Origin of the sequence: Streptomyces sp. URMC 124 (assembly GCF_051386455.1) — a bacterium.
Lineage (GTDB): Bacteria > Actinomycetota > Actinomycetes > Streptomycetales > Streptomycetaceae > Streptomyces.
On sequence record NZ_JBPQTS010000018.1, the window covers coordinates 1 to 25,833 of the forward strand.

General features: G+C 73.4%; 20 protein-coding genes and 1 pseudogene. 5 read left to right on the forward strand and 16 right to left on the reverse strand.

Features of this window, described 5'->3' with window-relative positions; genetic code table 11:
- Positions 1-66: 66 nt before the first annotated feature.
- From ACSNOG_RS05825 to rsmI, 11 genes are all read right to left on the reverse strand, one after another.
- Positions 67-1,881: an ABC-F family ATP-binding cassette domain-containing protein gene (locus ACSNOG_RS05825; RefSeq protein WP_436751444.1), complete on the reverse strand. Its 1,815-nt coding sequence runs from the start codon at positions 1,879-1,881 to the stop codon at positions 67-69.
- Between the two features lie 61 nt (positions 1,882-1,942).
- Positions 1,943-4,471: an ABC transporter permease gene (locus tag ACSNOG_RS05830; protein ID WP_436751445.1), complete on the reverse strand. Its 2,529-nt coding sequence runs from the start codon at positions 4,469-4,471 to the stop codon at positions 1,943-1,945.
- 85 nt (positions 4,472-4,556) lie between these two features.
- A complete protein-coding gene (locus tag ACSNOG_RS05835) occupies positions 4,557-4,739 on the reverse strand; it encodes a DUF397 domain-containing protein (RefSeq protein WP_436751446.1) in 183 nt (60 codons plus the stop codon).
- Positions 4,736-5,545 (reverse strand): helix-turn-helix domain-containing protein, encoded by an 810-nt coding sequence (locus ACSNOG_RS05840; protein WP_436751447.1) that lies wholly within the window; start codon positions 5,543-5,545, stop codon positions 4,736-4,738. The genes ACSNOG_RS05835 and ACSNOG_RS05840 overlap by 4 nt, the downstream gene beginning before the upstream one ends.
- A 113-nt stretch (positions 5,546-5,658) precedes the next feature.
- The gene (locus ACSNOG_RS05845; RefSeq protein ID WP_436751448.1) at positions 5,659-6,078 is read right to left on the reverse strand and encodes a hypothetical protein; all 420 of its coding nucleotides are present in this window, start codon (positions 6,076-6,078) and stop codon (positions 5,659-5,661) included.
- 51 nt (positions 6,079-6,129) lie between these two features.
- The gene (locus tag ACSNOG_RS05850; protein ID WP_436751449.1) at positions 6,130-7,029 is read right to left on the reverse strand and encodes a 4-(cytidine 5'-diphospho)-2-C-methyl-D-erythritol kinase; all 900 of its coding nucleotides are present in this window, start codon (positions 7,027-7,029) and stop codon (positions 6,130-6,132) included.
- Between the two features lie 256 nt (positions 7,030-7,285).
- Positions 7,286-8,161 (reverse strand): 16S rRNA (adenine(1518)-N(6)/adenine(1519)-N(6))-dimethyltransferase RsmA, encoded by an 876-nt coding sequence (gene rsmA, locus ACSNOG_RS05855; RefSeq protein WP_436751450.1) that lies wholly within the window; start codon positions 8,159-8,161, stop codon positions 7,286-7,288.
- Positions 8,158-9,414 (reverse strand): ubiquitin-like domain-containing protein, encoded by a 1,257-nt coding sequence (locus tag ACSNOG_RS05860; RefSeq protein ID WP_436751488.1) that lies wholly within the window; start codon positions 9,412-9,414, stop codon positions 8,158-8,160. Before ACSNOG_RS05860 ends, rsmA begins: the two co-directional genes overlap by 4 nt.
- 555 nt (positions 9,415-9,969) lie before the next feature.
- On the reverse strand, positions 9,970-10,956 hold the full coding sequence (locus ACSNOG_RS05865; RefSeq protein ID WP_436751451.1) for a TatD family hydrolase: 987 nt from the start codon (positions 10,954-10,956) through the stop codon (positions 9,970-9,972).
- Between the two features lie 32 nt (positions 10,957-10,988).
- Complete coding sequence (locus ACSNOG_RS05870) at positions 10,989-11,471, reverse strand: hypothetical protein (RefSeq protein WP_436751452.1); 483 nt, start codon at positions 11,469-11,471, stop codon at positions 10,989-10,991.
- 195 nt (positions 11,472-11,666) lie between these two features.
- Positions 11,667-12,512, reverse strand: a complete 846-nt coding sequence (rsmI, locus tag ACSNOG_RS05875; protein ID WP_436751453.1) for a 16S rRNA (cytidine(1402)-2'-O)-methyltransferase — start codon at positions 12,510-12,512, stop codon at positions 11,667-11,669.
- Positions 12,513-12,686: 174 nt separating this feature from the next.
- On the opposite strand from rsmI, the gene ACSNOG_RS05880 reads away from it, so the two are divergent.
- The 4 genes from ACSNOG_RS05880 (at position 12,687) to ACSNOG_RS05895 (ending at position 18,641) form a co-directional block, all read left to right on the forward strand.
- Positions 12,687-14,447: a dolichyl-phosphate-mannose--protein mannosyltransferase gene (locus ACSNOG_RS05880; protein WP_436751454.1), complete on the forward strand. Its 1,761-nt coding sequence runs from the start codon at positions 12,687-12,689 to the stop codon at positions 14,445-14,447.
- Positions 14,448-14,639: 192 nt separating this feature from the next.
- The gene (locus ACSNOG_RS05885) at positions 14,640-16,295 is read left to right on the forward strand and encodes a penicillin-binding transpeptidase domain-containing protein (protein WP_436751455.1); all 1,656 of its coding nucleotides are present in this window, start codon (positions 14,640-14,642) and stop codon (positions 16,293-16,295) included.
- A gap of 89 nt (positions 16,296-16,384) precedes the next feature.
- Positions 16,385-17,740, forward strand: a complete 1,356-nt coding sequence (locus tag ACSNOG_RS05890) for an acyltransferase family protein (RefSeq protein ID WP_436751456.1) — start codon at positions 16,385-16,387, stop codon at positions 17,738-17,740.
- Between the two features lie 49 nt (positions 17,741-17,789).
- On the forward strand, positions 17,790-18,641 hold the full coding sequence (locus ACSNOG_RS05895) for an EamA family transporter (protein ID WP_436751457.1): 852 nt from the start codon (positions 17,790-17,792) through the stop codon (positions 18,639-18,641).
- A 25-nt stretch (positions 18,642-18,666) separates the two neighbouring features.
- Here ACSNOG_RS05895 and ACSNOG_RS05900 read toward each other — a convergent pair whose 3' ends face one another.
- The 5 genes and pseudogenes from ACSNOG_RS05900 to ACSNOG_RS05920 form a co-directional block, all read right to left on the reverse strand.
- Entirely contained in the window at positions 18,667-19,452 is a 786-nt protein-coding gene (locus ACSNOG_RS05900; protein ID WP_436751489.1) for an SDR family NAD(P)-dependent oxidoreductase, read from the reverse strand.
- Between the two features lie 157 nt (positions 19,453-19,609).
- On the reverse strand, positions 19,610-20,788 hold the full coding sequence (locus tag ACSNOG_RS05905; protein ID WP_436751458.1) for a serine hydrolase domain-containing protein: 1,179 nt from the start codon (positions 20,786-20,788) through the stop codon (positions 19,610-19,612).
- A gap of 90 nt (positions 20,789-20,878) precedes the next feature.
- On the reverse strand, positions 20,879-21,673 hold the full coding sequence (locus tag ACSNOG_RS05910; RefSeq protein ID WP_436751459.1) for an energy-coupling factor ABC transporter ATP-binding protein: 795 nt from the start codon (positions 21,671-21,673) through the stop codon (positions 20,879-20,881).
- A 38-nt stretch (positions 21,674-21,711) separates the two neighbouring features.
- Complete coding sequence (cbiQ, locus tag ACSNOG_RS05915; RefSeq protein WP_436751490.1) at positions 21,712-22,491, reverse strand: cobalt ECF transporter T component CbiQ; 780 nt, start codon at positions 22,489-22,491, stop codon at positions 21,712-21,714.
- A gap of 18 nt (positions 22,492-22,509) precedes the next feature.
- Positions 22,510-23,595: pseudogene (locus ACSNOG_RS05920) on the reverse strand (energy-coupling factor ABC transporter permease); the annotation flags it as partial.
- A 169-nt stretch (positions 23,596-23,764) separates the two neighbouring features.
- On the opposite strand from ACSNOG_RS05920, the gene ACSNOG_RS05925 reads away from it, so the two are divergent.
- Positions 23,765-25,813, forward strand: a complete 2,049-nt coding sequence (locus tag ACSNOG_RS05925; protein ID WP_436751460.1) for a DHA2 family efflux MFS transporter permease subunit — start codon at positions 23,765-23,767, stop codon at positions 25,811-25,813.
- The last annotated feature ends 20 nt before the right edge of the window (positions 25,814-25,833 follow it).

Sequence of the window (25,833 nt, forward strand, 5' to 3'; positions counted from 1 at the left end):
GCCCGCGCCGGACAACCAGGTTCAAGGAAGCGCAGCTTCCTTGAACCTGCGGGCCGCCCGCAAGGCCTAAGCGTCTTCCGCCAGTTCCAGCCAGCGCAGCTCCAGGTCCTCGCGCTCGCTCGCCAGTTCCCTCAGCTCGGTGTCGAGTTTGGCGACCGCCTCGAAGTCGGTGGCCTGTTCGGCGATGCGCGCGTGGAGCTTCGTCTCCTGTTCGCTGATGCGGTCCAGGCGGCGCTCGATCTTCTGGAGCTCCTTCTTCGCGGCGCGCGCGTCCGCGGCGGACTTCTGCCCCGGCGCGTTCGCCGCCGGGGCCGCGGCCGGTGCGGCGGCGGGCACGGCGGCCTCGATGACGCGCTGACGCCGCTCCAGGTACTCGTCCAGGCCGCGCGGCAGCATCCGCAGCGCTTGGTCGCCGAGGAGCGCGAAGACGCGGTCGGTGGTGCGCTCCACGAAGTACCGGTCGTGGCTGATGACGACCATCGAGCCCGGCCAGCCGTCGAGGAGGTCCTCCAGCTGGGTCAGCGTCTCGATGTCCAGGTCGTTGGTGGGCTCGTCCAGGAACAGGACGTTCGGCTCGTCCATCAGCAGGCGCAGGATCTGCAGACGCCGGCGCTCACCGCCGGAGAGGTCGCCGACCGGCGTCCACTGCTTCTCCTTCGTGAAGCCGAACTTCTCGCACAGCTGCCCCGCCGTCATCTCCCGGCCCTTGCCGAGGTCGACGCGGTCGCGCACCTGCTGGACGGCTTCCAGCACCCGCTTGGCCGGGTCGAGTTCGGCGACCTCCTGGGAGAGGTACGCCAGCTTGACGGTCTTGCCGACCACGACCTTGCCCGCGGCGGGCTGCTTCTCGCCCTCGCTGCCGGCCGCCTCGGCCAGCGCCCGCAGCAGCGAGGTCTTGCCCGCGCCGTTGACGCCGACGAGGCCGATCCGGTCGCCCGGGCCCAGCTGCCAGGTCAGGTGCTTGATGAGGACCTTCGGGCCCGCCTGGATCGTCACGTTCTCCAGGTCGAAGACCGTCCTGCCCAGGCGCGAGCTCGCGAACTTCATCAGCTCGGCGCTGTCGCGCGGCGGCGGCACGTCCGCGATCAGCTCGTTCGCGGCCTCGATCCGGAAGCGCGGCTTGCTCGTGCGGGCCGGGGCGCCGCGGCGCAGCCAGGCGAGCTCCTTGCGCATCAGGTTCTGCCGCTTGGCCTCTTCGGTCGCGGCGATGCGCTCGCGCTCCGCGCGGGCGAAGACGTAGTCGCTGTAGCCGCCCTCGTACTCGTGGACGACTCCGCGCTGCACGTCCCACATGCGCGTGCAGACCTGGTCCAGGAACCAGCGGTCGTGCGTGACGCAGACGAGCGCCGAGCGGCGCCCCCGCAGGTGGCTCGCGAGCCAGGAGATGCCCTCGACGTCGAGGTGGTTGGTGGGCTCGTCCAGGACGATCATGTCCTGGTCGGCGATCAGCAGCTTCGCGAGGGCGATGCGGCGGCGCTCACCGCCCGAGAGCGGGCCGATGACCGTGTCCAGGCCGTCGGCGAAGCCCGGCAGGTCCAGGCCGCCGAAGAGGCCCGTGAGCACGTCGCGGATCTTCGCGCTGCCCGCCCACTCGTGATCGGCGAGGTCGCCGATGACCTCGTGCCGGATCGTGGCGGCCGGGTCCAGCGAGTCGTGCTGCGTGAGCACGCCCAGGTGCAGGCCGCCGGCGTGCGTGACGCGGCCCTTGTCCGCCTCCTCCAGCTTGGCGAGGATCCGGATCAGGGTGGTCTTGCCGTCACCGTTGCGGCCGACCACACCGATCCGGTCGCCCTCGTTCACGCCGAGGGAGATGCCGTCGAGCAGTGCACGGGTGCCGTACACCTTGTCGACGGCTTCCAGATTGACGAGGTTGGCTGCCATGCCGCTCCTTGTGTGGGTTCCTGGCTTCCAGGATCCCATGCCGGGAAACGTCGCCCGGAGGTCAGCCCCGGGCCGCCTCCACCGGCCGGGACCGCAGCGCCCACCACGTGGGGACCAGGGTCGCGGCGAGCGTCAGGGCGAGCCCCCCGCCGATCACCGTCAGGGCGATCGACGGCGGCCCCGAGAGCGTCCCCGCGCCGCCCAGCGCGTACCCGAACGGCACCAGCGTGCTCGCCGCCGCCACCCCGCCGAGCAGCAGGCCGACCGCGGCCACCAGGGCGCCCTCCACCGTCATCATCCGCAGCACCTGCCCCCGCGTGGCTCCCGTGAGCCGCTGCAGCGCGAACTCCTTGCGGCGGTCCCCCACGGCGACGGCCGTCGTATTGACGACCGACAGCGCGGTGTACGCGACGAGCATCGCGATGATCAGGTGGTTCACCGACGCCTGCGTGCGGTTGTTCTGTGCCTGCGCGGCCGTCACCGCCTCCCGCCCGGCGACCTTCAGCCCCGGGTGCTCCGCGGCCAGCGCAGTGAGGTCGGCCATCAGCCGGTCGCGGTCCCCGGACGCCCGCACCAGCAGCTGCGCCGGCAGCCCGGCCGTGGTGTGCGGCGCCAGCAGTTCCGCGCTCGTCAGCGCCGTGTCGAACCCCTCGCGCCCCGCGAACAGCGCCACGATCCGTACGTCCGCGCGCTCCCCGTCCCCCAGCCGCAAGGTGATCGTGTCCCCCACGGTCCGGTGCATGCGGTGCGCCACGGTCTCCGGCAGGGCCACCGCGTTGCCGCGCAGCCCGTCCAGGCTGCCCGCGCTCGCCTCGACGGCGAGGATCCGCCCGACGCCCTCCGCGCTCACGCCCTGCAGCGGCAGGCCCTTCTTGTTCTCGTCCCCGTCGTGCGGCTGCTCCGTGTGCGCCCTGCTCGTCACGTACGCGCCGGCTCCGGCAGCGGACGGCAGCGCGCGCACGCGGGCCAGCAGCGCCGGGTCCACCCCGCCCGCGGAGGAGGTGACGACGGCGTCCGCACGAAGGTTGTCCGCGAAGGCCTTGTCGGCCACGGCGGCCGTCGTCGTCTGCAGGTACAGGTTCCCGGTGGCGATGGCGCTCGCGAGCATGACCGGCGTCGCGATCGCCGCCACCTTCGCCGTACGGGCCCGGCAGTTGAGGGCCGCCAGACGGCCCGCGGGCCCGGTCAGGAGCCGCACCGGCCAGTGGAGGAGGAGAGTGACGGCTTTCGCGAACCACGGCCCGAGGAGAGCGAGGGCGATCGCACAGCACATGACCGTCGGCCCCGCCGTACTGGCGGCCACCGGCCCGCGCAGGACCAGCGCCGTGACGAGCGCCAGGGCGACCGTCCCGGCCAGGAACAGCAGCCCCGCCACGATCCGCACGGGGTGCAGGCCCGGCTTGCGGACCGCAGCCTCCCCGAGCGCCTCCACGGGCTTGGCCCGCACCGCCCGCACACTGCCGAGCAGTCCGCCCGCCAGGGCCGTGAGGAGCAGCGCCCCGTACGCGGGCATCGCCGGGATCCAGCCCTGCCGGAACCGGACCGCGTCCGCGACCATCCCGCTGTCGACCAGCGTGTCGAACAGCCAGCGCCCCACGGCGGGCCCGGCGGGCCAGGCCGCGGCGCCCGCCAGGGCCATGACCATGAGCGTCTCGCCGAGCAGCATCCGCCGCAGCTGCCGCGTCGTCGTGCCGACGGCCCGCAGCAGCGCCAGCTCGCGGCTGCGCTGCGACGCGGACAACGCGACGGTTCCGGCGACGACGAACGCCGCGACGAGGACGACGAGCCCGCCGACCACGCCGGACAGCGCGATCAGGTCCTCACCGCCCTGCAGCACCTCCGGGTGCTCTACGGCGCCCCGGTCGTCACCGGAGAGGAGAGTGACGGGATTGCCGGTGAGGGCTTCCCGCAGGCCCTCGCGGACGTCATCGAGGCGCGCGCCGGGGGCGAGAGTGACAGCGATGTCCGCAACGCTCTCCGGCCGCCCGGACAGGCGGCTCGCCTCCGGCGCGGAGAAGAAGACAGTGGCCTGGGGCACGCCCTGCGCGGCAGCGACCCCGCTCACGCGGTAGACGGCGGAGTCGCCGTGCGCGGCGATCCGTATCCGCTCGCCGGTCGTCACGCCTGCGCGGCGAGCGGTGGCGTCATCCAGCACGACCTCGCCTGCGGCGGGCTCGCGGCCCGACGTGAGCCCGTACGGGGTGAGCGCCGCGGACTCCCAGCCGTGCGCCTGGACCTTGGCCTCGGCGCCTCCGCCGAGCACGGCCGCGTCGAAGGTGCGCTCCCCGGTCGCCGACCGCACGCCGGGCACGGCGCGCGCCTTGTCGACCAGGGATGCCGGAAGTACCACCCGCTCCGGCAGAGCCGTCGTCTTCTTGTGCTTCTTGCTGGTCGCGACCTCGTGGGTCCGGTCCCCCGTGACAAGCAGGTCGGCGCCCGCGAGCCGCTGCGGCGGGGCGTCGTTACGAATGCCGGTCTCCATGAGACCGCCGCACGCCATCACCAACGTGGCGCCGATGAACAACGCGAGGAAGGTGGCGGCAAAGCCGCCGATTCTGTAGCGCAGCGACCGCGCTGCGAGCTTGCCCATCACCGGGTTCACGCTAGGGAACGGGGGGACTCCGTCCCATGGGAACAGCCGGTGAGTGGGAGTGGGGGTAGCCCTACCCCTACCGTCACCCGTACGTCGCGTAGGCGACGAAGGCCGCCCAGGTGCGGGGGCCTATGGCCAGTTGGGGGCCGTCCTTGCGCTTGGAGTCGCGTATTCGGATGGCTTGGGGGAGCACGGCAACTTCGACGCACACACCAGCGTCGTCATCGCTGTAGCTGGACTTGAACCACACCAGTTCACCGTTCACAGTTCCTCTGCCACCCTTCTGATCAGTTCGGCCGAGCTCTCCGCATCGAGTGCGCTCATGCGGATCATGGAATGGCGCTTCGTGAGGGCGCCCACCCGGTCCAGGTCCGTGTACAGCATGCTGGCCCCCTGGCCCTCTTGATAGCCGTAGACCCTGTGGTCGGTAGTCTCCAGCACAGAGAACGGGCCACCGATCGCAGGACCGGCACCCTGCCCGAGAGGCAGCACTTGGATGGACACGTTGCGCAACTTGCCCACCTCCAAGAGGTGGTTGAGCTGCCCCTTCATCACTTCGGGGCCGCCGACGAGTCCCCTCAGGGCAGCCTCGTGGATCACGAAGCTGAACAGCGTCGTCTGCTTCTTCAGCAGTTCCTGACGCTCCAGTCGGCCCGCCACTCGCGCTTCGACAGTCTCGTCATCGACCGGCGGGCAGTGACTGGCCATGAGTACGCGGGCGTAGTCCTCGGTCTGCAGCAAGCCGGGGATGACCAGCACGTCGTACCAGTGGTGGGCGACAGCCTCGGCTTCGATGCCCATGTACTCGCGGATCCGGTTGGCGTACCGGTCCGGCTCCAGGTACGGATGCGCCGACTCCAGCTTCCCGTTCGCGCCGAACATCGCGTCCGCCACCTGTAGCAGGTGCTGGGACGGCCTGCGCCGTCCCATCTCCATCGACCTGACGGCCTCGACTCCGTACCCCGCCTCCGCCGCGAGCTCTTCACGGGAGACGTTCGCCGCTTGGCGCCACAGCTTGATCTGGTTACCGCACAGCCGCCATGCCATCGGCGCATCGGGTCGTGCTTCCATCCGGCATCCCCGCCCTTCTGCCTACTTCCGTCGGTAGCAACGGACGCTAGGGCGGGCAAGCCGCAAACACGCCGGAGTCGAAGAACTACTCCACGAACGGGTGAACTAGGGAACTAAAGCCACTGCTGGCCAGAGCCCTGGTTGGGCATCTGCGCGGGGGTCGGCGGCGGGAGCTTCTGCAGCTTCGACTTCACCGTCATGTTCCAGATCAGCGTGAACGGCGTGAAGATCGCCAGGGACATCGGGCCCCACCAGCCCTGCCACAGCGTCTTGCCCGTCATCTCGCGTTCGACCGCGAGACCGCAGTTCCGGCAGAACGGCCCCTTCAGATGCATGAAGGTCATCCAAAAGAGTATTCCCCGGTGCTGGCGGATCGTCGCCTCGATGGCGGGGAACCCGCCGCACATGCGGCACGACGGCCCCGCGGGCATCGGGCCGGGGCCCGGCGCGGGCGCGTGCCCCTGTGCCGGGTAGCCGTACGGGTTCTGGCCCTGGTACGGGTTCTGCTGCTGGTAGGGCGGCGGAGTCGCCACGGTAAAACCCCCGATTCGGGCGCCCCGCATCGGGGCGCGGAAGCGCAGAGCCTAACCGACAGTGATCGTCGCCCCGGGCACCGGCCCCGCCGCCACCCGGACCGCCCGGCACGTACCGGACGTGCGCAGCGCCTCCGCGACCTTCTCCGCCTGGGACTCGTCACTCACCAGGAACGCCGTCGTCGGGCCCGAGCCCGACACCATCGCCGCCAGCGCGCCCGCCGCCGTACCCGCGTCCAGCGTCGCGCGCAGCGACGGCCGCAGCGATACCGCCGCCGCCTGCAGGTCGTTGCTCACCGCGCCCGCCAGCGCCGCCGCGTCGCCCGCCCGCAGCGCCGCCATCAGCTCGGGCGACGGGTCCGGCGCCGGCACGAACGCCTCGCCCCGCAGGCGGTCGCACTCCCCGTACACCGCCGGGGTCGACAGGCCGCCGTCCGCGACGGCGAACACCCACCAGAAGTTTCCGCCCGTCTCGACAGGCGTCAGGAGTTCGCCCCTGCCCCGCCCCAGGGCGGCCCCGCCCACCAGGCTGAACGGCACGTCGCTGCCGAGCTCGGCGCAGATCTCCAGGAGCTCCTCGCGCGACGCGCCCGTGCCCCACAGCTCGTCACACGCCACCAGCGCCGCCGCGCCGTCCGCACTGCCGCCCGCCATGCCGCCCGCGACGGGGATGTCCTTCTCGATGTGGATGTGGACGTTCGCCTCGCGCCCGTACCGCGCAGCCAGCGCCGCTGCGGCCCGCGCCGCCAGGTTGGAGGGGTCCAGCGGAACCCTGTCCGCGTCCGGGCCCGAGCACGTCACCCGCAGCTCGTCCGCCGACGTCACCGTCACCACGTCGTACAGGCCGACCGCCAGGAACACATTGGCCAGGTCATGGAAGCCGTCGGGCCGCAGCGGGCCGACGGCGAGCTGGACGTTGACCTTGGCGGGGACGCGAACGGTCACGGACACGGAGCGGGCTCCTCAGGTCGTACGGGACGGACGGGGTCGCCCACGATCGTACGGGGGACGTGGGCGTCAGCCGGAAGACGGCAGGAGGTGACGGGGGCGCAGGGGCGGGGGTCCGGGACGCTGACGTGTATTTGCGGGCCCGACGGGGCAGAGGATGCCATCGCGTCACCGCTTACGGGCCCGTAAATATACGGTCCCGGACCCCCGCCCCGGAGCCCCCGGCGCCGCACCCACGACGCACCGCACCCCGCGCCGCTCAGCCCTGCTTGTTCTCCGCGATCGCCGCGAACTCGTACACCGTCAGCGCCTCGCCCCGTGCCTGCGGCGAGATCCCGGCGGCGACCAGCGCGGCCTCCGCCGCCGCGGCCGAGCCGGCCCACCCGGCCAGCGCGGCCCGCAGCGTCTTGCGCCGCTGGGCGAACGCCGCGTCGACGACCGCGAACACCTCTTCCTTCGTCGCCGTCGTCTCGATCGGCTTGTCCCGGCGGACGAGCGACACGAGCCCCGAGTCGACGTTCGGCGCGGGCCAGAAGACGTTCCGGCCGATCGCTCCGGCCCGCTTGACCTCCGCGTACCAGTTGGCCTTGACGGACGGCACGCCGTAGACCTTGTTGCCGGGACGGGCGGCGAGCCGGTCGGCGACCTCCGCCTGGACCATGACCAGCGTGCGCTCGATGGTCGGGAAGCGGTCGAGCATGTGCAGCAGCACCGGCACGGCGACGTTGTACGGCAGGTTCGCGACGAGCGCGGTGGGCGCCGGGCCCGGCAGCTCCTGAACGTGCATGGCGTCGCTGTGGACGAGAGCGAAACGATCCGCCCGCTGCGGCATGCGCGCCGCGATGGTCGACGGCAGGGCCGCCGCCAGCACGTCGTCGATCTCGACCGCGACGACCCGGTCGGCCGCCTCCAGCAGGGCGAGGGTCAGCGACCCCAGCCCGGGCCCGACCTCGACGACGACGTCGTCGGGCCGCACCTCCGCGGTCCGGACGATGCGCCGGACGGTGTTGGCGTCGATCACGAAGTTCTGACCGCGCTGCTTGGTGGGGCGCACCCCGAGGGCTGCGGCCAGCTCCCGGATGTCGGCAGGGCCGAGCAGGGCGCCGGACTCGTCTGTACTGGGGCTGGAGCTCACCCGTGAAGTTTACGGCCGCACACGGGCCACGGGCTCGCCCCCCGGCTGACGTACAGCTTCTTGGCCCGCAGGGTCTGCTCGGCGGCGGACGCGTCCTGCGGCCGTCCGGTGCCGCCGAGGGAGCGCCAGGTGTGCACGTCGAACTGGTAGAGGCCCCCGTACGTACCCGACGGGTCGACGGCGTTCGGGCGGCCGCCGGCCTCGCACTGGGCGAGCCCGTCCCAGTTCAGGCCGTCCGAGCTCTGCACCGAGACGGGCCGGGCCTTGGTGCCGACCTTGACGATCTGGGTGCGGGGCTGCCGGACGGTCTCGGAGGCGATGCGCCTGGGCTTCTGCTTGACGCCGTTGACGGTGCGCAGGGCGTACGTGATGCGTTCCACGCCCTTCTCGCCGCGCTGGGCGACGACCTCGGTGCCCTTGAAGAGGTCGGGGTCGTCGTGCCGCTCGGTGGTGAAGTCGATGGGCTCCTCGCGGACCTCCTCGCTGCCGGTGATCCGCATGACGGAGATCGTCTGGCCTTCGCGGGGGAAGCTGTCGGGGCTGACGGAGGTGGTGTCCTCGCCGTGGAGGGTGATGCCGGCCTGCTCGACGGCCTCGTGGACGGTGGCGGCGTTGGTGCGGATGGTGCGCTCGCGGCCGTCGGCCATGAAGGTGACGGTGCGCTCGGTGCGGACGTGGAGGTCCAGGCCGTCGCGGCTGATGGGAGCGGTCCGGTCCGTGGACAGGTAGGCCCCTTCGGCGCGCACGCCGAGCTGGCGCAGGGCGCCGTCGACGGTGCGGGCGGTGGTCCACATGCGCTGGTGCTCGCCGTCGAGGGTGAGGGTGACGGGTCGGCCGTAGCGGACGGTGATCTCGTCGCCGCGGGCGAGGTCGTGGCCGTGCCCGGGGTAGACGGCGTCGTGCTCGCCGAGCGGGATGCCCTGGTCGGCGAGGAGCTCGTCGACGTCGTCGGCGAAGGTGTGGAGCTCGCGCGAGGTGCCGTCGATGTTCAGGTGAACGGTTTTGTCGTCGGCGACGAAGGCGGAGGTACCGCCGGCGAGGAACGCGACGACGAGGGCCTGCGGGAGCAGCTTGCGCAGGGCATCGGGGCGGTCGGCACCGGGCCGTTTGCGCCCGCGGCCGCCGGAGCGCCGGTCGGGGGCGGGCGCGGGCACGGACGAGGGCGCGGACGAGGGCGCCACGGGCGAGGGGGCCCCCGCGGGAAGGGGGGCGACGGGGAGCTCGTCCACGGCGGGCTCGGCCACGCGGTACACGGCGGTGTCCGCGACCGCGAGGTCCGCGGCGCCGTCGTAGGGCTCGCCCTCCCCCGCCGCGTACCCCCGGATGACGGGCTGACGCGGCAGGTGGGCCGCCTCGTAGCCCCGCTCGTAGCCCCGCTCGTAGCCGGCACCGGCACCCGCACCCGCACCGGCACCCGCACCGGCCTCGCGAGGCTCGGGCAGGAAGGGGTCGTACGGCCCGGAGGAGTCGTACGCCCCGGAGGCGCCGGGCACGGGAACCGGGCCGACGGGGACCGGCTCGTATATCGGGTAGGGCCCGGCGGGCGCGCCGTAGGCGGCGTACGCGTCGTAGCGGCCGGCGTGCGGATCGTACGGGTCGTACGGCGCATACGGGCCGTAGGGGTCATACGGGTCGTACGGCGGTGCTTCCGCCGCACCGCTGCGTGCGGCGCGGGGGCTGCCCTGTGCATGAGTCACGTGACGCTCCCCTGGGTCGGGCTTCGGCCCGGGACTGTAGCGGAGGGAGCATCACTCTCCAAAGTCGGATCATCACACGGTGTCGCGACGGGAGGGGGCGCGGAGTGACCGTCAGTAGCCGAAAGCCCGCGCGGTATTCGCCGCTACGGCTGTGGCCAGCGCGTCCTCGTCGATCTCCTTGTAGCCCGCCATGGCGCGCAACGTGACCGGAATGAGGTACGGCGCGTTGGGCCGTCCGCGATAGGGGGCGGGCGTCAGGAACGGCGCGTCGGTCTCGACCAGGATCAGGTCGAGGGGGGCCACGGCGAGGGCGTCGCGGAGCGGCTGGGCGTTCTTGAAGGTGACGTTGCCCGCGAAGGACATGTAGTAGCCGTTGTCGGCGCAGGTCTTCGCCATGGCGGCGTCGCCGGAGTAGCAGTGGAAGACGACGGCGTCGGGCGCGCCCTCCTCGTCCAGGACGCGCAGGACGTCGGCGTGGGCGTCGCGGTCGTGGATGACCAGGGCCTTGCCGTGCCCCTTGGCGATGTCGATGTGGCGGCGGAAGGAGTACTCCTGGGCGGCCATGCCGTCGGGGCCGGTGCGGAAGAAGTCGAGGCCGGTCTCGCCGACGCCGCGGACGTGCGGCAGGGCCGCGAGGGCGTCGATCTCGGCGAGGGCGGCGTCCAGGGCGGCCTCGCCGCCGGCCGGGCGGGCGCCCTGGCGGGACCAGCCGTCGGGGTCGCCGTGGACGATGCGGGGGGCCTCGTTGGGGTGCAGCGCCACGGTGGCCCAGACGGCGTCGTGGGCGGCGGCGGTCTCGGCGGCCCAGCGGGAACCGGCCACGTCGCAGCCGACCTGGATGACGGTGGTCACGCCGACGGAGGCGGCCTTGGCCAGGGCCTCGGCAACTGCGTCGTGGCGGTCACCACCGGTGGGGGCACCTCCCAGCGGTAGCTGGGGGAGCATGTCGAGGTGGGTGTGCGAGTCGGCGACCGGGACGTTGAGCGGGGCCGGGAGCGGCGGAGGGGCGTCCTTGTCGGTCTTGCTCCGCGCGCTGCCGGACTCTCTGCTGCTACCGCTACCGCTACTGCTGCTGTTCGATGCTGTCGTTGCCGCCATGCCCGCGATTCTAGGGAGTGGCGGGGTGGGGACTACCTGCTGCGATGCGAACGGAAGGGGTGCAGGAGGTCCGAGAGGTGCCAGTGGTGCCCACTGCCCTCCGCCGGGCGCTCGGGGTGATCGCGGCGGTCCGGGCGCTCGGGCCCGCCCGCGTGCAGCGGCCCCGCCGGAGCCTGCTGCGTGGCCGGAACCTCGTGCGCGGGCCGGTGCAGGACGTCCGCGATCAGGGAGACGCGGCCGGACCGCATGATGCGTACGACGTGCTCGCCACAGTTCACGCAGGTGGGGCGGGTCAGCGGGGACGGCACGCGCTCGCCGTCCGCGTAGTAGATGACGAAGGGCCGACCCGCGGCGTCCGTGTGGTGCTTGATCTCGTACGACTGCTCCCAGCCGTGGCCGCACCTCATGCAGGCGAAGGAGTACGACTCGTGCGCCGTCTCGGTCTCCAGCACGGTGGGGGGTGCGGTGGCGGCTATGGAGTGGACACCGTTCGAGGTTCCTGCGATCTCGCTCATGGCAGCTCCTCTTGTCCTGAGGACAAGTCTCTCCGGGACCGGACGTCCCACATCCAGGGAACGCCCTTCCCGGCGAAGACGCAGCAGCCTATCCCCCGAATTGGGGCAAACTTGGCGTCGTGCTGCCCAAAGTGCCAGGCTGCCAGGCCTAAGCTTTGCTTTTCAGATTATCCCTTTACCTTGCGATGGGGCCTGTTATGGCGCATTTTTTGCTGCCACGACGGCATCGAAGACCTCGCGCTTGGGTAGGCCTGCTTCCGCAGCTACGGCCGCAATGGCCTCCTTGCGGCGCTCGCCCGCCTCCTCGCGCGCCCGCACACGGCGCACGAGCTCCTCGGCGGTCAGATCCTGCGGGCCGGGCTCGGGGGCGCCCTCCACGACGATGGTGATCTCGCCGCGCACGCCCTCCGCCGCCCAGGCGGCCAGGTCCTTCAGACCGCCGCGCTTGACCTCCTCGTAGGTCTTCGTCAGCTCGCGGCAGACCGCCGCGCGGCGGTCCGGGCCGAAGGCCTCGGCCATGGCTGCGAGGGTGTCGTCCAGGCGGTGCGGGGCCTCGAAGTAGACGAGGGTGCGGCGCTCGGCGGCGACCTCGCGGAGACGGCCCAGGCGCTCGCCGGCCTTGCGGGGCAGGAAGCCCTCGAAGCAGAAGCGGTCCACGGGGAGGCCGGAGACGGCCAGGGCCGTCAGCACGGCCGACGGGCCCGGGACGGCCGTGACCTTGATGTCGCGCTCCACCGCGGCGGCGACCAGGCGGTAGCCCGGGTCGGAGACGGACGGCATGCCGGCGTCGGTGACCAGCAGGACGCGCGCGCCGCCGGCCAGCGCCTCCACCAGCTCCGGCGTCCGGGCGGACTCGTTGCCCTCGAAGTAGGAGACGACCCGGCCGGTCGTGTGCACCCCCAGCGCCTGCGTCAGCCTGCGCAGACGGCGGGTGTCCTCGGCGGCGATCACCTCGGCGGCGGCGAGCTCGGCGGCGAGGCGCGGGGGCGCGTCCGCCACGTCGCCGATGGGGGTACCTGCAAGTACGAGCGTTCCAGTCACCCGCCCATCCTCGCAGGCCGGGGGTTCCACCGGCCTCCGGCCGCGAGGCGCCCGCCGCGGGCACCCCGCGGCGGCGCCCGCGGCGGCACCTCCCGGCGGCACCCCAGGTCGTTCCCGGGGGAACATGCCCGCCGTGATCCGCCGTCGCACAGGGTCGTTCCCTACGATGGCGCGGTGACCAGTGACACCGCGACGCACGCCCCGCAGGGCCAGACGGCAGATGAGCGACCGCCACCGTGGCAGCTCAGACTCCGCCGGTTCGGCTACGCGGCCCGGCCGCAGCCGGACGTGCGGGCGCGGCTCGTACCGCCGTTCCCGGAGCCGGGGACGCGCGTGTGGGCGACGCTCGGCCTGCGCCCGGACGCGGCGCAGCGGCTGGCGCGCTGGTCGGGGTGGACGGGGCCGCTGCTGGTCACGCTGTTCGCCGGCCTGCTCCGGTTCTGGCACCTGGGCAGCCCCAAGGCGGTCATATTCGACGAGACGTACTACGCCAAGGACGCGTGGGCGCTGTGGAAGTACGGCTACGAGGCGAAGTGGCCGGACGACATCAACGACAAGGTCATCGCGGGCTGGACGGACGTCGCGGACGCGCCGGGCTACGTGGTGCACCCGCCGATGGGCAAGTGGGTCATCGGCCTGGGCGAGTGGCTGTTCGGGCTGGACCCGGTCGGCTGGCGCTTCATGGTGGCGCTGCTGGGCACGCTGTCCGTGCTGATGCTGTGCCGCATCGGCCGCCGTCTCTTCCGCTCGACCTTCCTCGGCTGTCTGGCCGGCGCCCTGATGGCGGTGGACGGCCTGCACTTCGTGATGAGCCGCACCTCGCTGCTCGACTCGGTGCTGATGTTCTTCGTGCTGGCCGCGTTCGGCTGCGTCCTGGTGGACCGGGACCGCTCCCGTGCCCGCCTGGCCGCGGCGCTGCCGGTCGGCGAGGACGGCGTGCCGCGCCCGGACGACGCCGTCGGTGACGGCCTGCGCCTCGGTCTGCGCCCCTGGCGCATCGCGGCGGGCGTGTTCCTGGGCCTGGCGTGCGCCACGAAGTGGAACGGCGCGGTGTACCTGGCCGCGTTCGGTGTGCTGATCGTCCTGTGGGACGCGGGCGCGCGGCGCGCGGCGGGCGCCCGCCGCCCCTTCCGCTCGGCGCTGCGGCGCGACGTGCCGTGGGCGTTCCTGTCGACGGTGCCGGTGGCGATCGGCGTCTACCTGGCGTCGTGGACGGGCTGGTTCGTCAACAGCGGCACGTACAGCGAGAAGGACGGCTGGCAGCACAGCGGTTACTACCGGCACTGGGCGGAGAACGACGGCGGCTACGGCACGGACGGTTTCCTCTCCGGGGTCCTCAACCCCCTGCGCAGCCTGTGGAAGTACGAGCAGGAGGTGTGGCACTTCAACACCACGCTGTCCTCGCCGCACACGTACCAGTCCAACCCGTGGAGCTGGCTGGTCCAGGCCCGCCCGGTCTCGTACTTCTACGAGTCGCCGAAGCCCGGCCAGGACGGCTGCCCTGCGGACGCCACCGACAAGTGCGCGCGCGAGGTGCTCGCGCTGGGCACCCCGCTCCTGTGGTGGGCCGCGTGCTTCGCGCTGCTGTACCTGCTCTACCGGTGGGCGCTGCGGCGCGACTGGCGGGCGGGCGCGGTGCTGTGCGGTGTCGCGGCCGGATATCTGCCCTGGTTCATGTGGCAGGAACGCACCATCTTCGTCTTCTACGCGGTGGTGTTCCTGCCGTTCCTGTGCCTGGCGCTGGCGATGATGGTCGGCGCGATCCTGGGGCCGCCGGGCTCCACGGAGCGGCGGCGGGTGGCGGGCGCGGTCGGTGCGGGCACGCTGGTGCTGCTGATCGCCTGGAACTTCGTCTACTTCTGGCCGATCTACACCGGGCACGCGATTCCGATAGAGGCGTGGCGGAACCGGATGTGGTTCGACTCCTGGATCTGATGGGCCGTCACACCGCCACTTCCTCGCACCGCTCATCCTGAAGGACCAGTTCCGGCCATTGCGCCCTCTCTTGCCCCACCCTTCCCGTACAGTGCCGACGCAGAGGTTTTAATCGGATGATTAAACCGGGCCGAGGCCGAGACCGGGCCTGGGGGGTCCGGGGGCCCGGACGGGTCCGGAGGGGGCAGACACATGCACAAGGGTGCGAAGATCGCCATCGGCGTCGTGGCTGCGGCCGTGGTGGGTGCGGCCGGCCTGGGCGCGTACAACATCGTGGACGCCGTGGCGGGTGACGGTTCGACAGGTGCGCACGGGGAACCCGCACCTGCGAGAACCGGCCCGCCGACGGCGGACGAGATCGAGAAGACGGCGCGCGACTTCCTCGCCGCGTGGGAGGCCGGCGACGCCTCCAAGGCCGCGGGCCTCACCGACAACGCGGCCGCGGCCACCACCGCACTCACCGGCTACCGCGAGGTCGCCCACGTGGAGAAGGTGACGCTGAAGCCGGGGACCCCCCAGGGCGCCAAGGTGCCGTTCTCCGTGAGCGCCGAGATCTCCTACGGCAAGCAGCGGTCCACCTGGACGTACGACTCCTCGCTCGAAGTCGTCCGCGGTCAGAGCACCGGACACGCGCTCGTCGACTGGCAGCCCGCCGTCGTGCACCCCGGACTCGCGCGCGGCGAGACGCTGAAGACGGACGCGGGCGCGCCCCCGCAGGTCGACGCGCTCGACCGGAACGGCACGAAGCTCGATGCCAAGGACTACCCCTCGCTCGCGTCCGTCCTGCCGCAGCTGCGCAAGCGGTTCGGCGAGAAGGCGGGTGGCGAGCCGGGCGTCGAGGTGCAGGCCGTGCCGGAGGGCGGGGCGGGCGCGGCGGCGGCCGGGGCGGCCGGGGCCGGGACCGGGGCGCCCAAGACGCTCCACGTCGTCTCGAAGGGCAAGCCCGCCACGCTCAGGACGACCCTGGACGCCGGTGTGCAGCGGGCGGCCGAGTCCGCCGTCGAGCGGCGCGCCGGCGCGTCCGTGGTCGCCGTCAAGGCCAGTACGGGCGAGATCCTGGCCGTCGCCAACTCCAAGAAGACCGAGTTCAACACCGCGCTGATGGGGCAGACCGCGCCCGGCTCCACGATGAAGATCGTCACGTCGGCGATGCTGCTCGAACAGGGCAAGGCCGCGCCGGGCAAGCCGCTGCCCTGCCCGAAGTACGCGACGTACGGGATGCGTTTCCACAACGTGGAGGAGAGCGAGAACCCCGGCGCGACGTTCGCGCAGGACTTCGCGGCCTCCTGCAACACCGCCTTCATCTCCCTCGCGGGCGAGGTCGGCGACGGGGCGCTCGCGGCGGAGGCACGGGACGTCTTCGGGCTCGGGCTGGAGTGGAAGACGGGCGTCGGCACGTTCGACGGCAGCGTGCCGGCCGAGTCCGGGGCGGGCAAGGCGGCGGCGATGATCGGGCAGGGCAAGGTGCAGATGTCCGCGCTGAACGTGGCCTCCATGGCGGCCACGGTGCGGGCCGGCTCCTTCCACCAGCCGTACATCGTCGACCCGTCGCTCGACGACCGGCAGCTCGCCCGCGCGCCCCGGGCCCTGCCCGGCACGGTCGCGGAGCAGCTGCGCTCGATGATGCGGCTGACGGCGACGTCGGGCACGGGCGCCCGGGCGATGTCCGGCCTCGGCGGCGACATCGGCGCGAAGACGGGCTCGGCGGAGGTCGACGGCCAGGCCAAGCCGAACGGCTGGTTCAGCGCGTACCGCGGCGACGTGGCCGCGGCCGCGTACGTCGAGCAGGGCGGGCACGGCGGCGACTCGGCGGGCCCGGTGGTGGCGGCGGTCCTGAGGGCGTCGTAACGGTGCCCGGCCGCTCGCCGGGGTACTCAGAGGCGATCTGAGTACCCCGGCGGTGGTGCCGCCGGCCCGTGGCGGCCGAGGGTGGGCTCATGGGACGAAAGATCAGTGTGCGGGAGCTCGCCGCGGCCACGCCCGGGGCGCGGGACCGCGTCATCGACCTGTTGCGCGTGGCCTCCCTCGGGACCGTCGTGCTCGGGCACTGGCTCATGGCCGCCGTGACCGTGGACGGCGACGGCCGCGCCGCCGTCGGCAACCTGCTCGCGGTCGAGCCGAAGCTCCAACTGCTCACCTGGGTCCTGCAGATCATGCCGGTGTTCTTCTTCGTCGGCGGCTTCTCCCACGCCCTCTCCTACCGTTCCCTGACGCGCCGCACCGGCGGCCCCGCCTACGCGCTCTTCCTCCGCGCCCGCCTCCAGCGCCTCCTGCGCCCCACGATGCTCTTCGTCGCCGTCTGGGGCGCGGGTGCGCTCGCCGTCCAACTCGGCGGTCACGGCGGCGCCCTGGCGGACATCGCGGCGCGCCTGGTCGCCCAGCCGCTGTGGTTCATCGGCATCTACCTGGCCATGGTGGCCTTCACGCCGCCCCTCCTGCGCCTCCACGAGCGCTACGGCTGGGGCGCCTTCGCCGCCCTGGTCGCCGCGGCCGCGACCGTCGACGCGCTGCGGTTCGCGGCCGGCGTCCCGTACGTGGAGTTCCTCAACTTCGGCTTCGTCTGGCTGGCCGTCCACCAACTCGGCTTCCTGCGCGCCGACGGGCGCCTGCGCCTGCCCTGGGCGCTCGCCGCGGCCGGGCTCGCGGGCGCGGTCGCCCTCGTGGCGCTCGGGCCGTACCCGCTGTCCATGGTGGGCATGCCCGGCGAGAAGATCAGCAACATGGCGCCGCCCACCGCCGCCCTGCTCTGCCACGGCATGTGGCTGATCGGCGCCGTCGAGCTGCTGCGCGGCCCGATGACCCGCCTCGTGGCCCGGCCGCGCGTCTGGCGCGCCGTCATCGCCGCGAACGGCGTGGCGATGACGGCGTTCCTGTGGCACCTCACGGCGATGCTGGGCGTGTACGGGGCGATGCTCGCGCTGCACGTGCCCCTGCCGGAGCCGGCGGGCGCGGCCTGGTGGCTGCAGGTGCCGCTGCGCATCGCGGCGGCCGCGGCCCTCACCGCGCTGCTGGTCGCCGTCTTCCGCAGGGCGGAGCAGCCGCCGGCTCCTGCCGCCGCGCCGGCCGGTGGCCTCGCCCGCCGCGGTAGCGGCCCCGCCGCCGCCCTCGGCGTCACCCTCACCCTCTTCGGCGTGCTCGGCCTGTCCATGGTGGGCTTCGGCGGGCTGCTGGACGGGCACTCCGCCGTCCTCGTCGCCGTACGCGTCACCGCGCCCCTCACCGTCGCCCTGTGCGCCGCCGGCTGGCTGCTCGTCGAAAGGGCGGGAAGGAGCACGGCAGCGAAGACGGCGTGAGACACGCAACATCGCGTCCGCCCCACCTGCAGCGCTAGCGTCAAGAGCCGTGCCCCCTCTGGTCGCTGCAGCAGTCCTCATAGCCGCCGTCACGCACGCCGGCTGGAACGCCATCGCGCACGGCATCAAGGACCAGCTCCTCGCCTTCACGCTCGTCGGGGGCGGCGGAGCGGTGTGCGGACTGGCGATGGCCGGCTTCGTCCCGCTCCCGGCCGGCGCGGCGTGGCCGTACCTGCTGGCGTCCGCCGTCCTGCACGTCGTCTACCAGGCGCTGCTCATGCGGTCGTTCACGCTCGGCGACTTCGGGCAGATGTACCCGATCGCCCGCGGCACCGCCCCGCTCGCCGTGACCGTCCTGGCCGCCGCGTTCGCCGGGGAAACGCCCGGCGGCTGGCAGGCGGCGGGCGTGGCCGTGGCCTCGGCCGGGCTGGTCGGGCTCGCCGTGTGGGGCATCCGCGGCTCCGGGGCCCGGCCGCAGTGGGCGGCGATCGTCGCCGCCGGGGCGACGGGGCTGGCCATCGCCGCGTACACGGTCGTCGACGGCCTGGGCGTACGCGCCTCGGGCACGCCGCTCGGCTACATCGCGTGGCTGATGATCCTGGAAGGGGCGCCCATCCCGCTGTACGCCATGGCGGCGCGGCGCGGCACGTTCGCCGCGGAGATCAGGCCGTTCGTGGTGCGCGGGCTGCTGGGCGGAGTGCTGTCGGTGTCCGCGTACGGGCTGGTGCTGTGGGCGCAGACGCGCGCGGACCTCGCGCCCGTATCGGCGCTGCGGGAATCGTCGATCCTGGTGGGGGCGGCGATCGGGGCGGTGTTCTTCAAGGAACGGTTCGGGGCGCCGCGGATGGCTGCGGCGGGGCTGATGGTGGCGGGGATCGGGATGATGCTGCACGCGGGGTGACCTGCGTTTTCCTGCGCTCGCGCGCTTACTCGCCTCTGAACGCCCTCTGCAGGCCGATGTTGCCGATGAGGATGCCGCCGTCCACGGGGAGGGTGACGCCCGTGATCCACGCGGCGTCGCGCGAGGCGAGGAAGGCGACCGCCGCCGCGATGTCCTCCGGCTCGCCGACCCGGCCCAGCGGGTACTGCCCCGCCGCCCGCTCCAGCGCGCCGGGACGGTCGTCCCAGCCCGGGGTGCGGACCGTGCCCGGGGCGACGAGGTTGACCCGTACGCCGCGGGCCGCGCACTGGCCGGCCAGGGTCCGGGTCAGGCTCGCCAGGCCGGCCTTGGCGGCGCTGTAGGCGTGATTGCCGTAATCCTGCTCGCCGTTGACGGAGCCGATGCTGACGACCGCGCCGCGGCCGTCCGGCGCGGCCGCCAGGTGCGGCATGGCGGCCCGCACGCAGCGGAACGCGCCGGTCAGGGTGATGTCGAGGTCCCGCGACCAGGCGTCGTCGGGGACGTCCTCCACGAGCGGCGGGTCGGCGTGGAAGGAATACGCGTTGTTGACCAGGACGTCCAGGCCGCCGAACCGCGCCACGGCGTGCGCCACCGCCGCCTCGACGGCCGCCCGGTCGCCCACGTCACAGGCCAGCGCCTCGGCGGCGAGGCCGTCCGCGCGGATGCGGGCGGCGGACGCGGCGGCGCGGTCGCCGTCGGCGTCCGTGACCAGGACGCGCGCGCCCTCCGCGGCGAGGCGGTGCGCGGTGGCGGCGCCGATGCCGCGGCCCGCGCCGGTGACGAGGGCGGTGTGGCCTTCGAAGCGCTGCATGGGCTGCATGGGTGGATACCGTAGGCACCCACCGCCGAGACGAAAAGAGGACCTGCCGGCAGGGACGGCGGCTCCGACGCCGGGAGGCGGTGCGGGCGCTCCGGCAAAGGCGACCCGGGCCTGAGCGGCCCGCGGCCGCCGTCTCCGGCAGTCGCCGTCAGGACGTCAGTGCTCGGGACAGGGCGCGGACCAAGGACTGGGCTCGGGGGTCCGCTGTGATGTTTTTCTGCATGCCGTTCGTGACGTAGCCGAAGGAGACCGACGACTCCGGGTCCGCGAAGGCCAGGGAGCCGCCTCGGCCCGGGTGGCCGAAGGAGCCGGGGGCGAGGAGGGGGGAGGACGGGCCGTGGAGCATGTAGCCCAGGCCGAAGCGGGTGTTCACGACCAGGACGCGGTCCGGGCCGGCCGATTCCTCCGTGCGGGCCAGCGTCAGCGTCGCCGGGGCGAACAGGCGCCGTACGCCCTCCACGTCGCCGATCAGGGACGCGTAGAAGCGGGCGAGCGCGTCGGCCGTCGCGATGCCCGCCGAGGCGGGCAGTTCGGCGGCGCGGTACGCCGGGTCGTTCTCGTCCGCCGCCGGGGAGATCGCCGCGAAGGCCCGCCGTGTCAGGGACTCCGGGTCGCGGTAGGCGTCGGTGACGGCCTGCTTCGGGCGGACCCGCAGCCCCGCCGACGCCGGTGCCTGCGGCGCCTCGATGTCCGCGATGCGGCCGACGCGGCCCGCCTGCTCCGCCTCCGGCAGGCCGATCCACAGGTCCAGGCCCAGCGGCCCGGCCACCTCCTGGGCGACCCAGCGGCCTATCGACCGCCCGGTGATGCGCTCGACCAGCTCGCCGAGCAGCCAGCTGTACGTCTGCGCGTGGTAGCCGTGCGCCGTGCCCGGCTCCCACGCCGGGGCCTGCGCGGCCAGCGCCGCCGGCCCGCTGACGCCGTCGACGGCCTGCGCCGGGGTGAGCGGCACGTCGAGCGCGGGCAGACCGGCGCGGTGCGACAGCAGGTGCCGGACCAGGACCCGCTCCTTGCCGGCCGCCTTGAACTCGGGCCAGTACGTGCCGACGGGCGCGTCCAGGTCCACCTGTCCGCGCTGGTGCAGGAGCAGCAGGACGGCCGCGGCCACGCCCTTCGTCGCCGAGCGGACGATCTGCGCGGTGCCGCGCTCCCACGGCTCCTCGCCGCCGTCGGCGTCACGCACGCCGCCCCACAGGTCGACGACCTTGCGCCCGTCGCGGTAGACGGCGACGGCCGCACCCCGCTCGCCGCGCCGGGCGAAGTTCTCCGCGAAGGCGTCCCGGACCGGTTCGAAACCGTCCGTCACCGTGCCCTGGACGTCCACCACTGTTGCCTGCTCCTGTGCCGATTGCCGCAAATTCCTCCACCATGGTGCAACGCGTTCGTCAATGCGCGTAGACCGGGGGTGGAGGACCCGTCACCTCCCGGCGCCCCGGACGGCCGCGTCCGGCCCCGCCGGCCGTGCCGTGCGCGGGTCGAAGCCGAACGGCAGCTCCAGGCGGTGCGCGCGCATGAGGTCCTCGTCACACAGGAGGTCGCCGGTCGGGCCGTCCGCCGCGATGACGCCCTCGCTGAGGACGACGGACCGCTCGCACAGCTCCAGGGCGTACGGGAGGTCGTGCGTGACCATGAGCACCGTCACGTCGAGGGAGCGCAGGACGTCCGCGAGCTCGCGGCGCGAGGCCGGGTCCAGGTTGGACGAGGGCTCGTCCAGGACGAGGATCTCGGGCTCCGTCGCGAGGACGGTGGCCACGGCCACGCGGCGCCGCTGGCCGAAGGAGAGGTGGTGCGGCGGGCGGTCCGCGAAGCCGGACATGCCGACGCGCTCCAGGGCCGCGTCCACGCGCGCCGCCAGCTCGGCGCCCCGCAGGCCGGCCGCCGCCGGGCCGAAGGCGACGTCCTCGCGGACGGTCGGCATGAACAGCTGGTCGTCGGGGTCCTGGAAGACGATGCCGACGCGGCGGCGGACCTCGGCGAGGTTCCGCTTCTCGACGGGCAGGCCCGCGACGCGGACGCGGCCCAGCCCTCCGCCGAGGATGCCGTTCAGGTGGAGGACGAGGGTGGTCTTGCCGGCGCCGTTCGGGCCGAGCAGCGCGACGCGCTCGCCGCGGGCGACCTCCAGGTCGACGCCGAAGAGCGCCTGGTGGCCGTCGGGGTAGGCGTAGGCCAGGCCGGACACTTCCAGGGAGGGGGGCGGCGCGGTGGTGGTCATAGGGGTCCTTCTGGTCTGGGAGAGGGGGTGCTACGGGGTCAGCTTCCGGCGGTGCCGGTCACCGTCCACGCCGCCAGTGAGACCGCCAGCGCGGTCAGCGGGAGGGCCGCCGCGCGCGCCCACTGGGCGCGGGTCGCCGCGACCTCGTCGGGCGCCGGCATCGTCCCCGCGTAGCCCCGGCTGACCATCGCCAGATGGACCCGCTCCCCGCGCTCGTAGGAGCGGATGAACAGCGCGCCCGCGGACCTGGCCAGGACGCCCCAGTGGCGCACGCCGCGCGCCGTGAAGCCGCGCGATTCGCGGGCGATGCGCATGCGGCGCATCTCGTCGGTGACCACGTCCCCGTAGCGGATCATGAAGGAGGCGATCTGGACGAGGAGCGGGGGCATGCGCAGGCGCTGCAGGCCCAGGAGGAGCGAGCGGAGCTCGGTCGTCGAGGCGAGCAGGACGGACGCGGCGACGCCGAGCGTTCCCTTGGCCAGGACGTTCCAGGCTCCCCAGAGGCCGGGCTCGCTGAGCGACAGCCCGAGGACATGCGTCCTCTCCCCCGGCACGACGAACGGCATCAGCAGCGCGAACGCCACGAACGGGATCTCGATCAGCAGGCGGCGCAGCAGGAACCCGGCGGGAATGCGGGCCGCTGCGGCCGCGGCGGCGACCAGCAGGGCGTACAGGCCGAAGGCCCATACGGCCTCGCGCGGGGTCGCCACGACCGCGAGGACGAACGCGAGGACCGCCGCGATCTTGCAGTGCGGGGGGAGGGCGTGGACGGGGGACTGCGCGTGCCGGTAGAGCTTGTGCGCGTGGCCGGCACCCATCGTCAGACGCCCTCGGGGCCGGCGGCGGCGCACGACCACGAAGACGGCGGTGCCGGCGGCGAGCGTCGCGCCCACGCCGATCACTCCGGCGAGCCCGCCGGAGATGCGCTCGTCGGCGACGTCCTGGACCTGGTAGTCGGCGAGGGGCGAGTCCTTGGCGGCGTGCTCCTCGGCCTTGCTGTCGATGCCCTTGTCGTGCGCGACCTTCTCGAGCCCGTCGGGGCTGGTGGAGGCGTAGTAGCTGACCCCGCCGGCGCAGACGAGCGCGACGGCGAGGCCGACGGCCCAGACCCGCCGCGTGGACCGCGGCGCGGAGCCGCCTGCGGCGGGCGCGGGAGAGGATGCCGGGCCCCCCGGCGCCGCGGGCGCCCCCGCGTCCGCCGGATCGCGCCGCGCCGCCTGATCGCCGTCGCGGCGGAGGGACGATGCCGGTGCCGTGCGCAGTTCCAGGGGGCGGAAGGTGTCCCGGGCCGCGTGGACGAGGTCCGGGCGGACCGCTGCCACCGCGCTGACCGTCAGGGCCGTGATGGCGGCCTCGCCCAGTCCGATGAGGGCGTGGACGCCGACCATCGCGGTGAAGACCTTGCCGACCGGGACGTCCGTCGTGCCGCCGACCGCGTAGATGAGGGTGAACGCGGCGGCCGCGGCGGGGACGGAGACGAGGGCGGCGGCGAAGGAGGCCGCGGTCAGGCTCGTCCTGCCCCGGGGCAGGACCTTGAGCAGGGCGCGGAACACCGCGTAGGCCACGACGGTCGTGACCACGCCCATGTCGCTGATGTTGACGCCGAGCGCCGACAGCCCGCCGTCGGCGAAGAGCACACCCTGCATGAGCAGGACGACGGATATGCAGAGCACTCCCGTGTACGGCCCGACGAGGATCGCGGCGAGCGCGCCGCCGAGCAGGTGCCCGCTGGTGCCCGCCGCCACGGGGAAGTTCAGCATCTGGACGGCGAAGATGAACGCCGCGACCAGCCCGGCCAGCGGCGCGGCCCTGTCGTCCAGCTCGCGCCGGGCACCGCGCAGGCTCACGGCGACGGCGCCCGCGGCGAGCACGGCCGTGGCGGCCGAGACGGGTGCGTCGATGAATCCGTCCGGTACGTGCATGACGTCTCTCCTTCTCCGCCGTGGCCGGAACCGCTCGATGATAGGGGCGTTCTGCAAAGCTCTCGCAAGAGCTTGTACAGCGCTCCTGCGCGCCCCTCGCTCACTCGCGCGCCGTCCCCGGTGGCGGCCCCGGTGGCGGCCCCGGCCCCCTGCCCGAATGCTGGGCAGTATGACCACGGCCCCCGCGCCCCCGGCGAACGTCCCCGCGGCCCCGCCGCCGCTGGGTCGCCGCCGCACGAACCTGGTCTTCGTCACGATCGTGCTGGGCATGCTGCTCGCGGCCCTCGACCAGACGATCGTCTCCACGGCGTTGCCGACGATCGTCGCGGACCTGGGCGGCGGCGGGCACATGGCGTGGGTGGTCACGGCGTACCTGCTCGCGGAGACCGTCGCGACCGTCCTCGTCGGCAAGTTCGGCGACCTCTTCGGCCGGAAGGTCGTCTTCCAGCTCAGTGCCGTCGTCTTCACCGCCGGGTCGGTCTTCGCGGGTGCGGCCGACTCGATGCTGATGCTGATCGCCGCCCGCGCCCTGCAGGGCGTCGGCGGCGGCGGCCTGATGGTCACCGCGATGGCTCTGATCGCGGACGTCATCCCGCTGCGCGAGCGCGGCAAGTACCAGGGCGCGCTGGGCGCGGTCTTCGGCGTGACCACCGTCGTCGGCCCGACCCTGGGCGGCGTCTTCACCGACCACGCGACGTGGCGCTGGTGCTTCTACGTCAACGTGCCCGTCGCGATCGTGATGGTCGTCATGGCGGCCCGCACGATCCCGGTGGTCCGCTCGGCGGTGCGGCCCGTCATCGACTACCTGGGCATCGCCCTGGTGGCGGCCGGCTCCTCCGCGCTGGTCCTCGGCCTGGAGTGGGGCGGCAACACGTACGCGTGGAGCTCGGCGGTCGTCATCGGCCTGTTCGCGGGCGCGGTCGTCCTGCTGACCGGCTTCGTCCTGGTGGAGCTGCGGGCCCAGGAGCCCATGCTCCCCATGCACCTCTTCCGCAACCCCGTCTTCACCGTCTGCTCCCTCCTCAGCTTCATCGTCGGTTTCGCGATGCTGGGCGCGCTGACGTACCTGCCGACGTACCTGCAGTACGTGGACGGGGTGTCGGCCACCATGTCGGGCGTGCGGGCGCTGCCGATGGTCGCGGGGCTGCTGGGCGCGTCCATGCTGTCGGGCATCGTCGTCAGCCGCACCGGCCGCTACCGGATGTTCCCCGTGGCGGGCATGGCGGTGATGGCGCTGGGGCTGTACCTGATGTCGACGATGGGGGCGTCGACGGGGGCGTGGCTGGAGTCGCTGTACATGTTCGTGCTGGGCGTGGGCATCGGGCTGGCCATGCAGGTGCTGACGATCGCCGTGCAGAACACCGTCCCGTACCACGAGCTGGGCACGGCCACTTCGGGCGTGACCTTCTTCCGCACGCTCGGCAGCTCCTTCGGCACGGCCATCTTCGGCACGCTCTACAGCAATCAGCTCAAGCCCCGTCTGACGGAGGCGCTGGCCCGCTCGCCCGGGGTGCCGCCGTCCGCCGTGGTCAGCCCGCAGGGGCTGGCCGCACTACCGCCGGAGCAGGCGCGGCCGGTCGTCGACGCGTACGCGGAGACCGTGAACTACGTCTTCCTGTGGGTGGTGCCGGTGGCCCTGGCGGGCTTCGTCGCGGCGTGGTTCCTCAAGGAGGTGCCGCTGCGCGACAGCGCCCGGGCGGGCGCCTCCGACATGGGCGAGGGTTTCGCCGCCCCGGATTCCGCGGAGGCCGAGCGGCAGCTGGAGCGGGCGGTGGCGGGCGTCCTACGCAAGGCCAAGGGGCCGGTGAGCCGCCAGGTCCTCGCGGATTCGGGCAGTCCGCTCGGGCCCGCGGAGGCGTGGACGCTGAGCCAGATCCACTGGCGCCTGCGCGTGCGCGGCGAGGCGGCCCTGTCGTCGGTGGCGGCCGCGCACCGGATGCCGCCGGAGGTGCTGAAACCGGCGTTCGCCCGGACGGCGGAGGCCGGGTACGCGCGCGTGGACGGCGACCGGCTCTCCCTGACGCCCGCGGGCGAGGCGGAGATCGAGCGGCTGGGGACGACGTGGCGCGCGTGGCTGGCCGCGCGCCTGGACGACTGGGACGTCGGCGGGCCCGAGGACCGCGCCCGCCTCGACCGCGCCCTGGACGCGGTGGCGGAGCGGCTGCTGGAGGAGGCGGAGGCCGCGGAGGAGGAGGGGCAGGAGCGGATCGCCGTGTGAGGGCCTTGCGCACGCGGAGG

What these genes read in the sequence shown, in the direction of transcription:
- ACSNOG_RS05890 (WP_436751456.1), top strand. Translation starts at nt 16,385, where the DNA reads ATGGGACGAAAGATCAGTGTGCGGGAGCTCGCCGCGGCCACGCCCGGG.
- ACSNOG_RS05900 (WP_436751489.1), bottom strand. Translation starts at nt 19,452, where the DNA reads ATGCAGCGCTTCGAAGGCCACACCGCCCTCGTCACCGGCGCGGGCCGC.
- ACSNOG_RS05840 (WP_436751447.1), bottom strand. Translation starts at nt 5,545, where the DNA reads ATGGAAGCACGACCCGATGCGCCGATGGCATGGCGGCTGTGCGGTAAC.
- ACSNOG_RS05925 (WP_436751460.1), top strand. Translation starts at nt 23,765, where the DNA reads ATGACCACGGCCCCCGCGCCCCCGGCGAACGTCCCCGCGGCCCCGCCG.
- cbiQ (WP_436751490.1), bottom strand. Translation starts at nt 22,491, where the DNA reads ATGGGTGCCGGCCACGCGCACAAGCTCTACCGGCACGCGCAGTCCCCC.
- ACSNOG_RS05865 (WP_436751451.1), bottom strand. Translation starts at nt 10,956, where the DNA reads ATGGCGGCAACGACAGCATCGAACAGCAGCAGTAGCGGTAGCGGTAGC.
- ACSNOG_RS05870 (WP_436751452.1), bottom strand. Translation starts at nt 11,471, where the DNA reads ATGAGCGAGATCGCAGGAACCTCGAACGGTGTCCACTCCATAGCCGCC.
- ACSNOG_RS05910 (WP_436751459.1), bottom strand. Translation starts at nt 21,673, where the DNA reads ATGACCACCACCGCGCCGCCCCCCTCCCTGGAAGTGTCCGGCCTGGCC.
- ACSNOG_RS05885 (WP_436751455.1), top strand. Translation starts at nt 14,640, where the DNA reads ATGCACAAGGGTGCGAAGATCGCCATCGGCGTCGTGGCTGCGGCCGTG.
- ACSNOG_RS05830 (WP_436751445.1), bottom strand. Translation starts at nt 4,471, where the DNA reads ATGGGCAAGCTCGCAGCGCGGTCGCTGCGCTACAGAATCGGCGGCTTT.
- ACSNOG_RS05825 (WP_436751444.1), bottom strand. Translation starts at nt 1,881, where the DNA reads ATGGCAGCCAACCTCGTCAATCTGGAAGCCGTCGACAAGGTGTACGGC.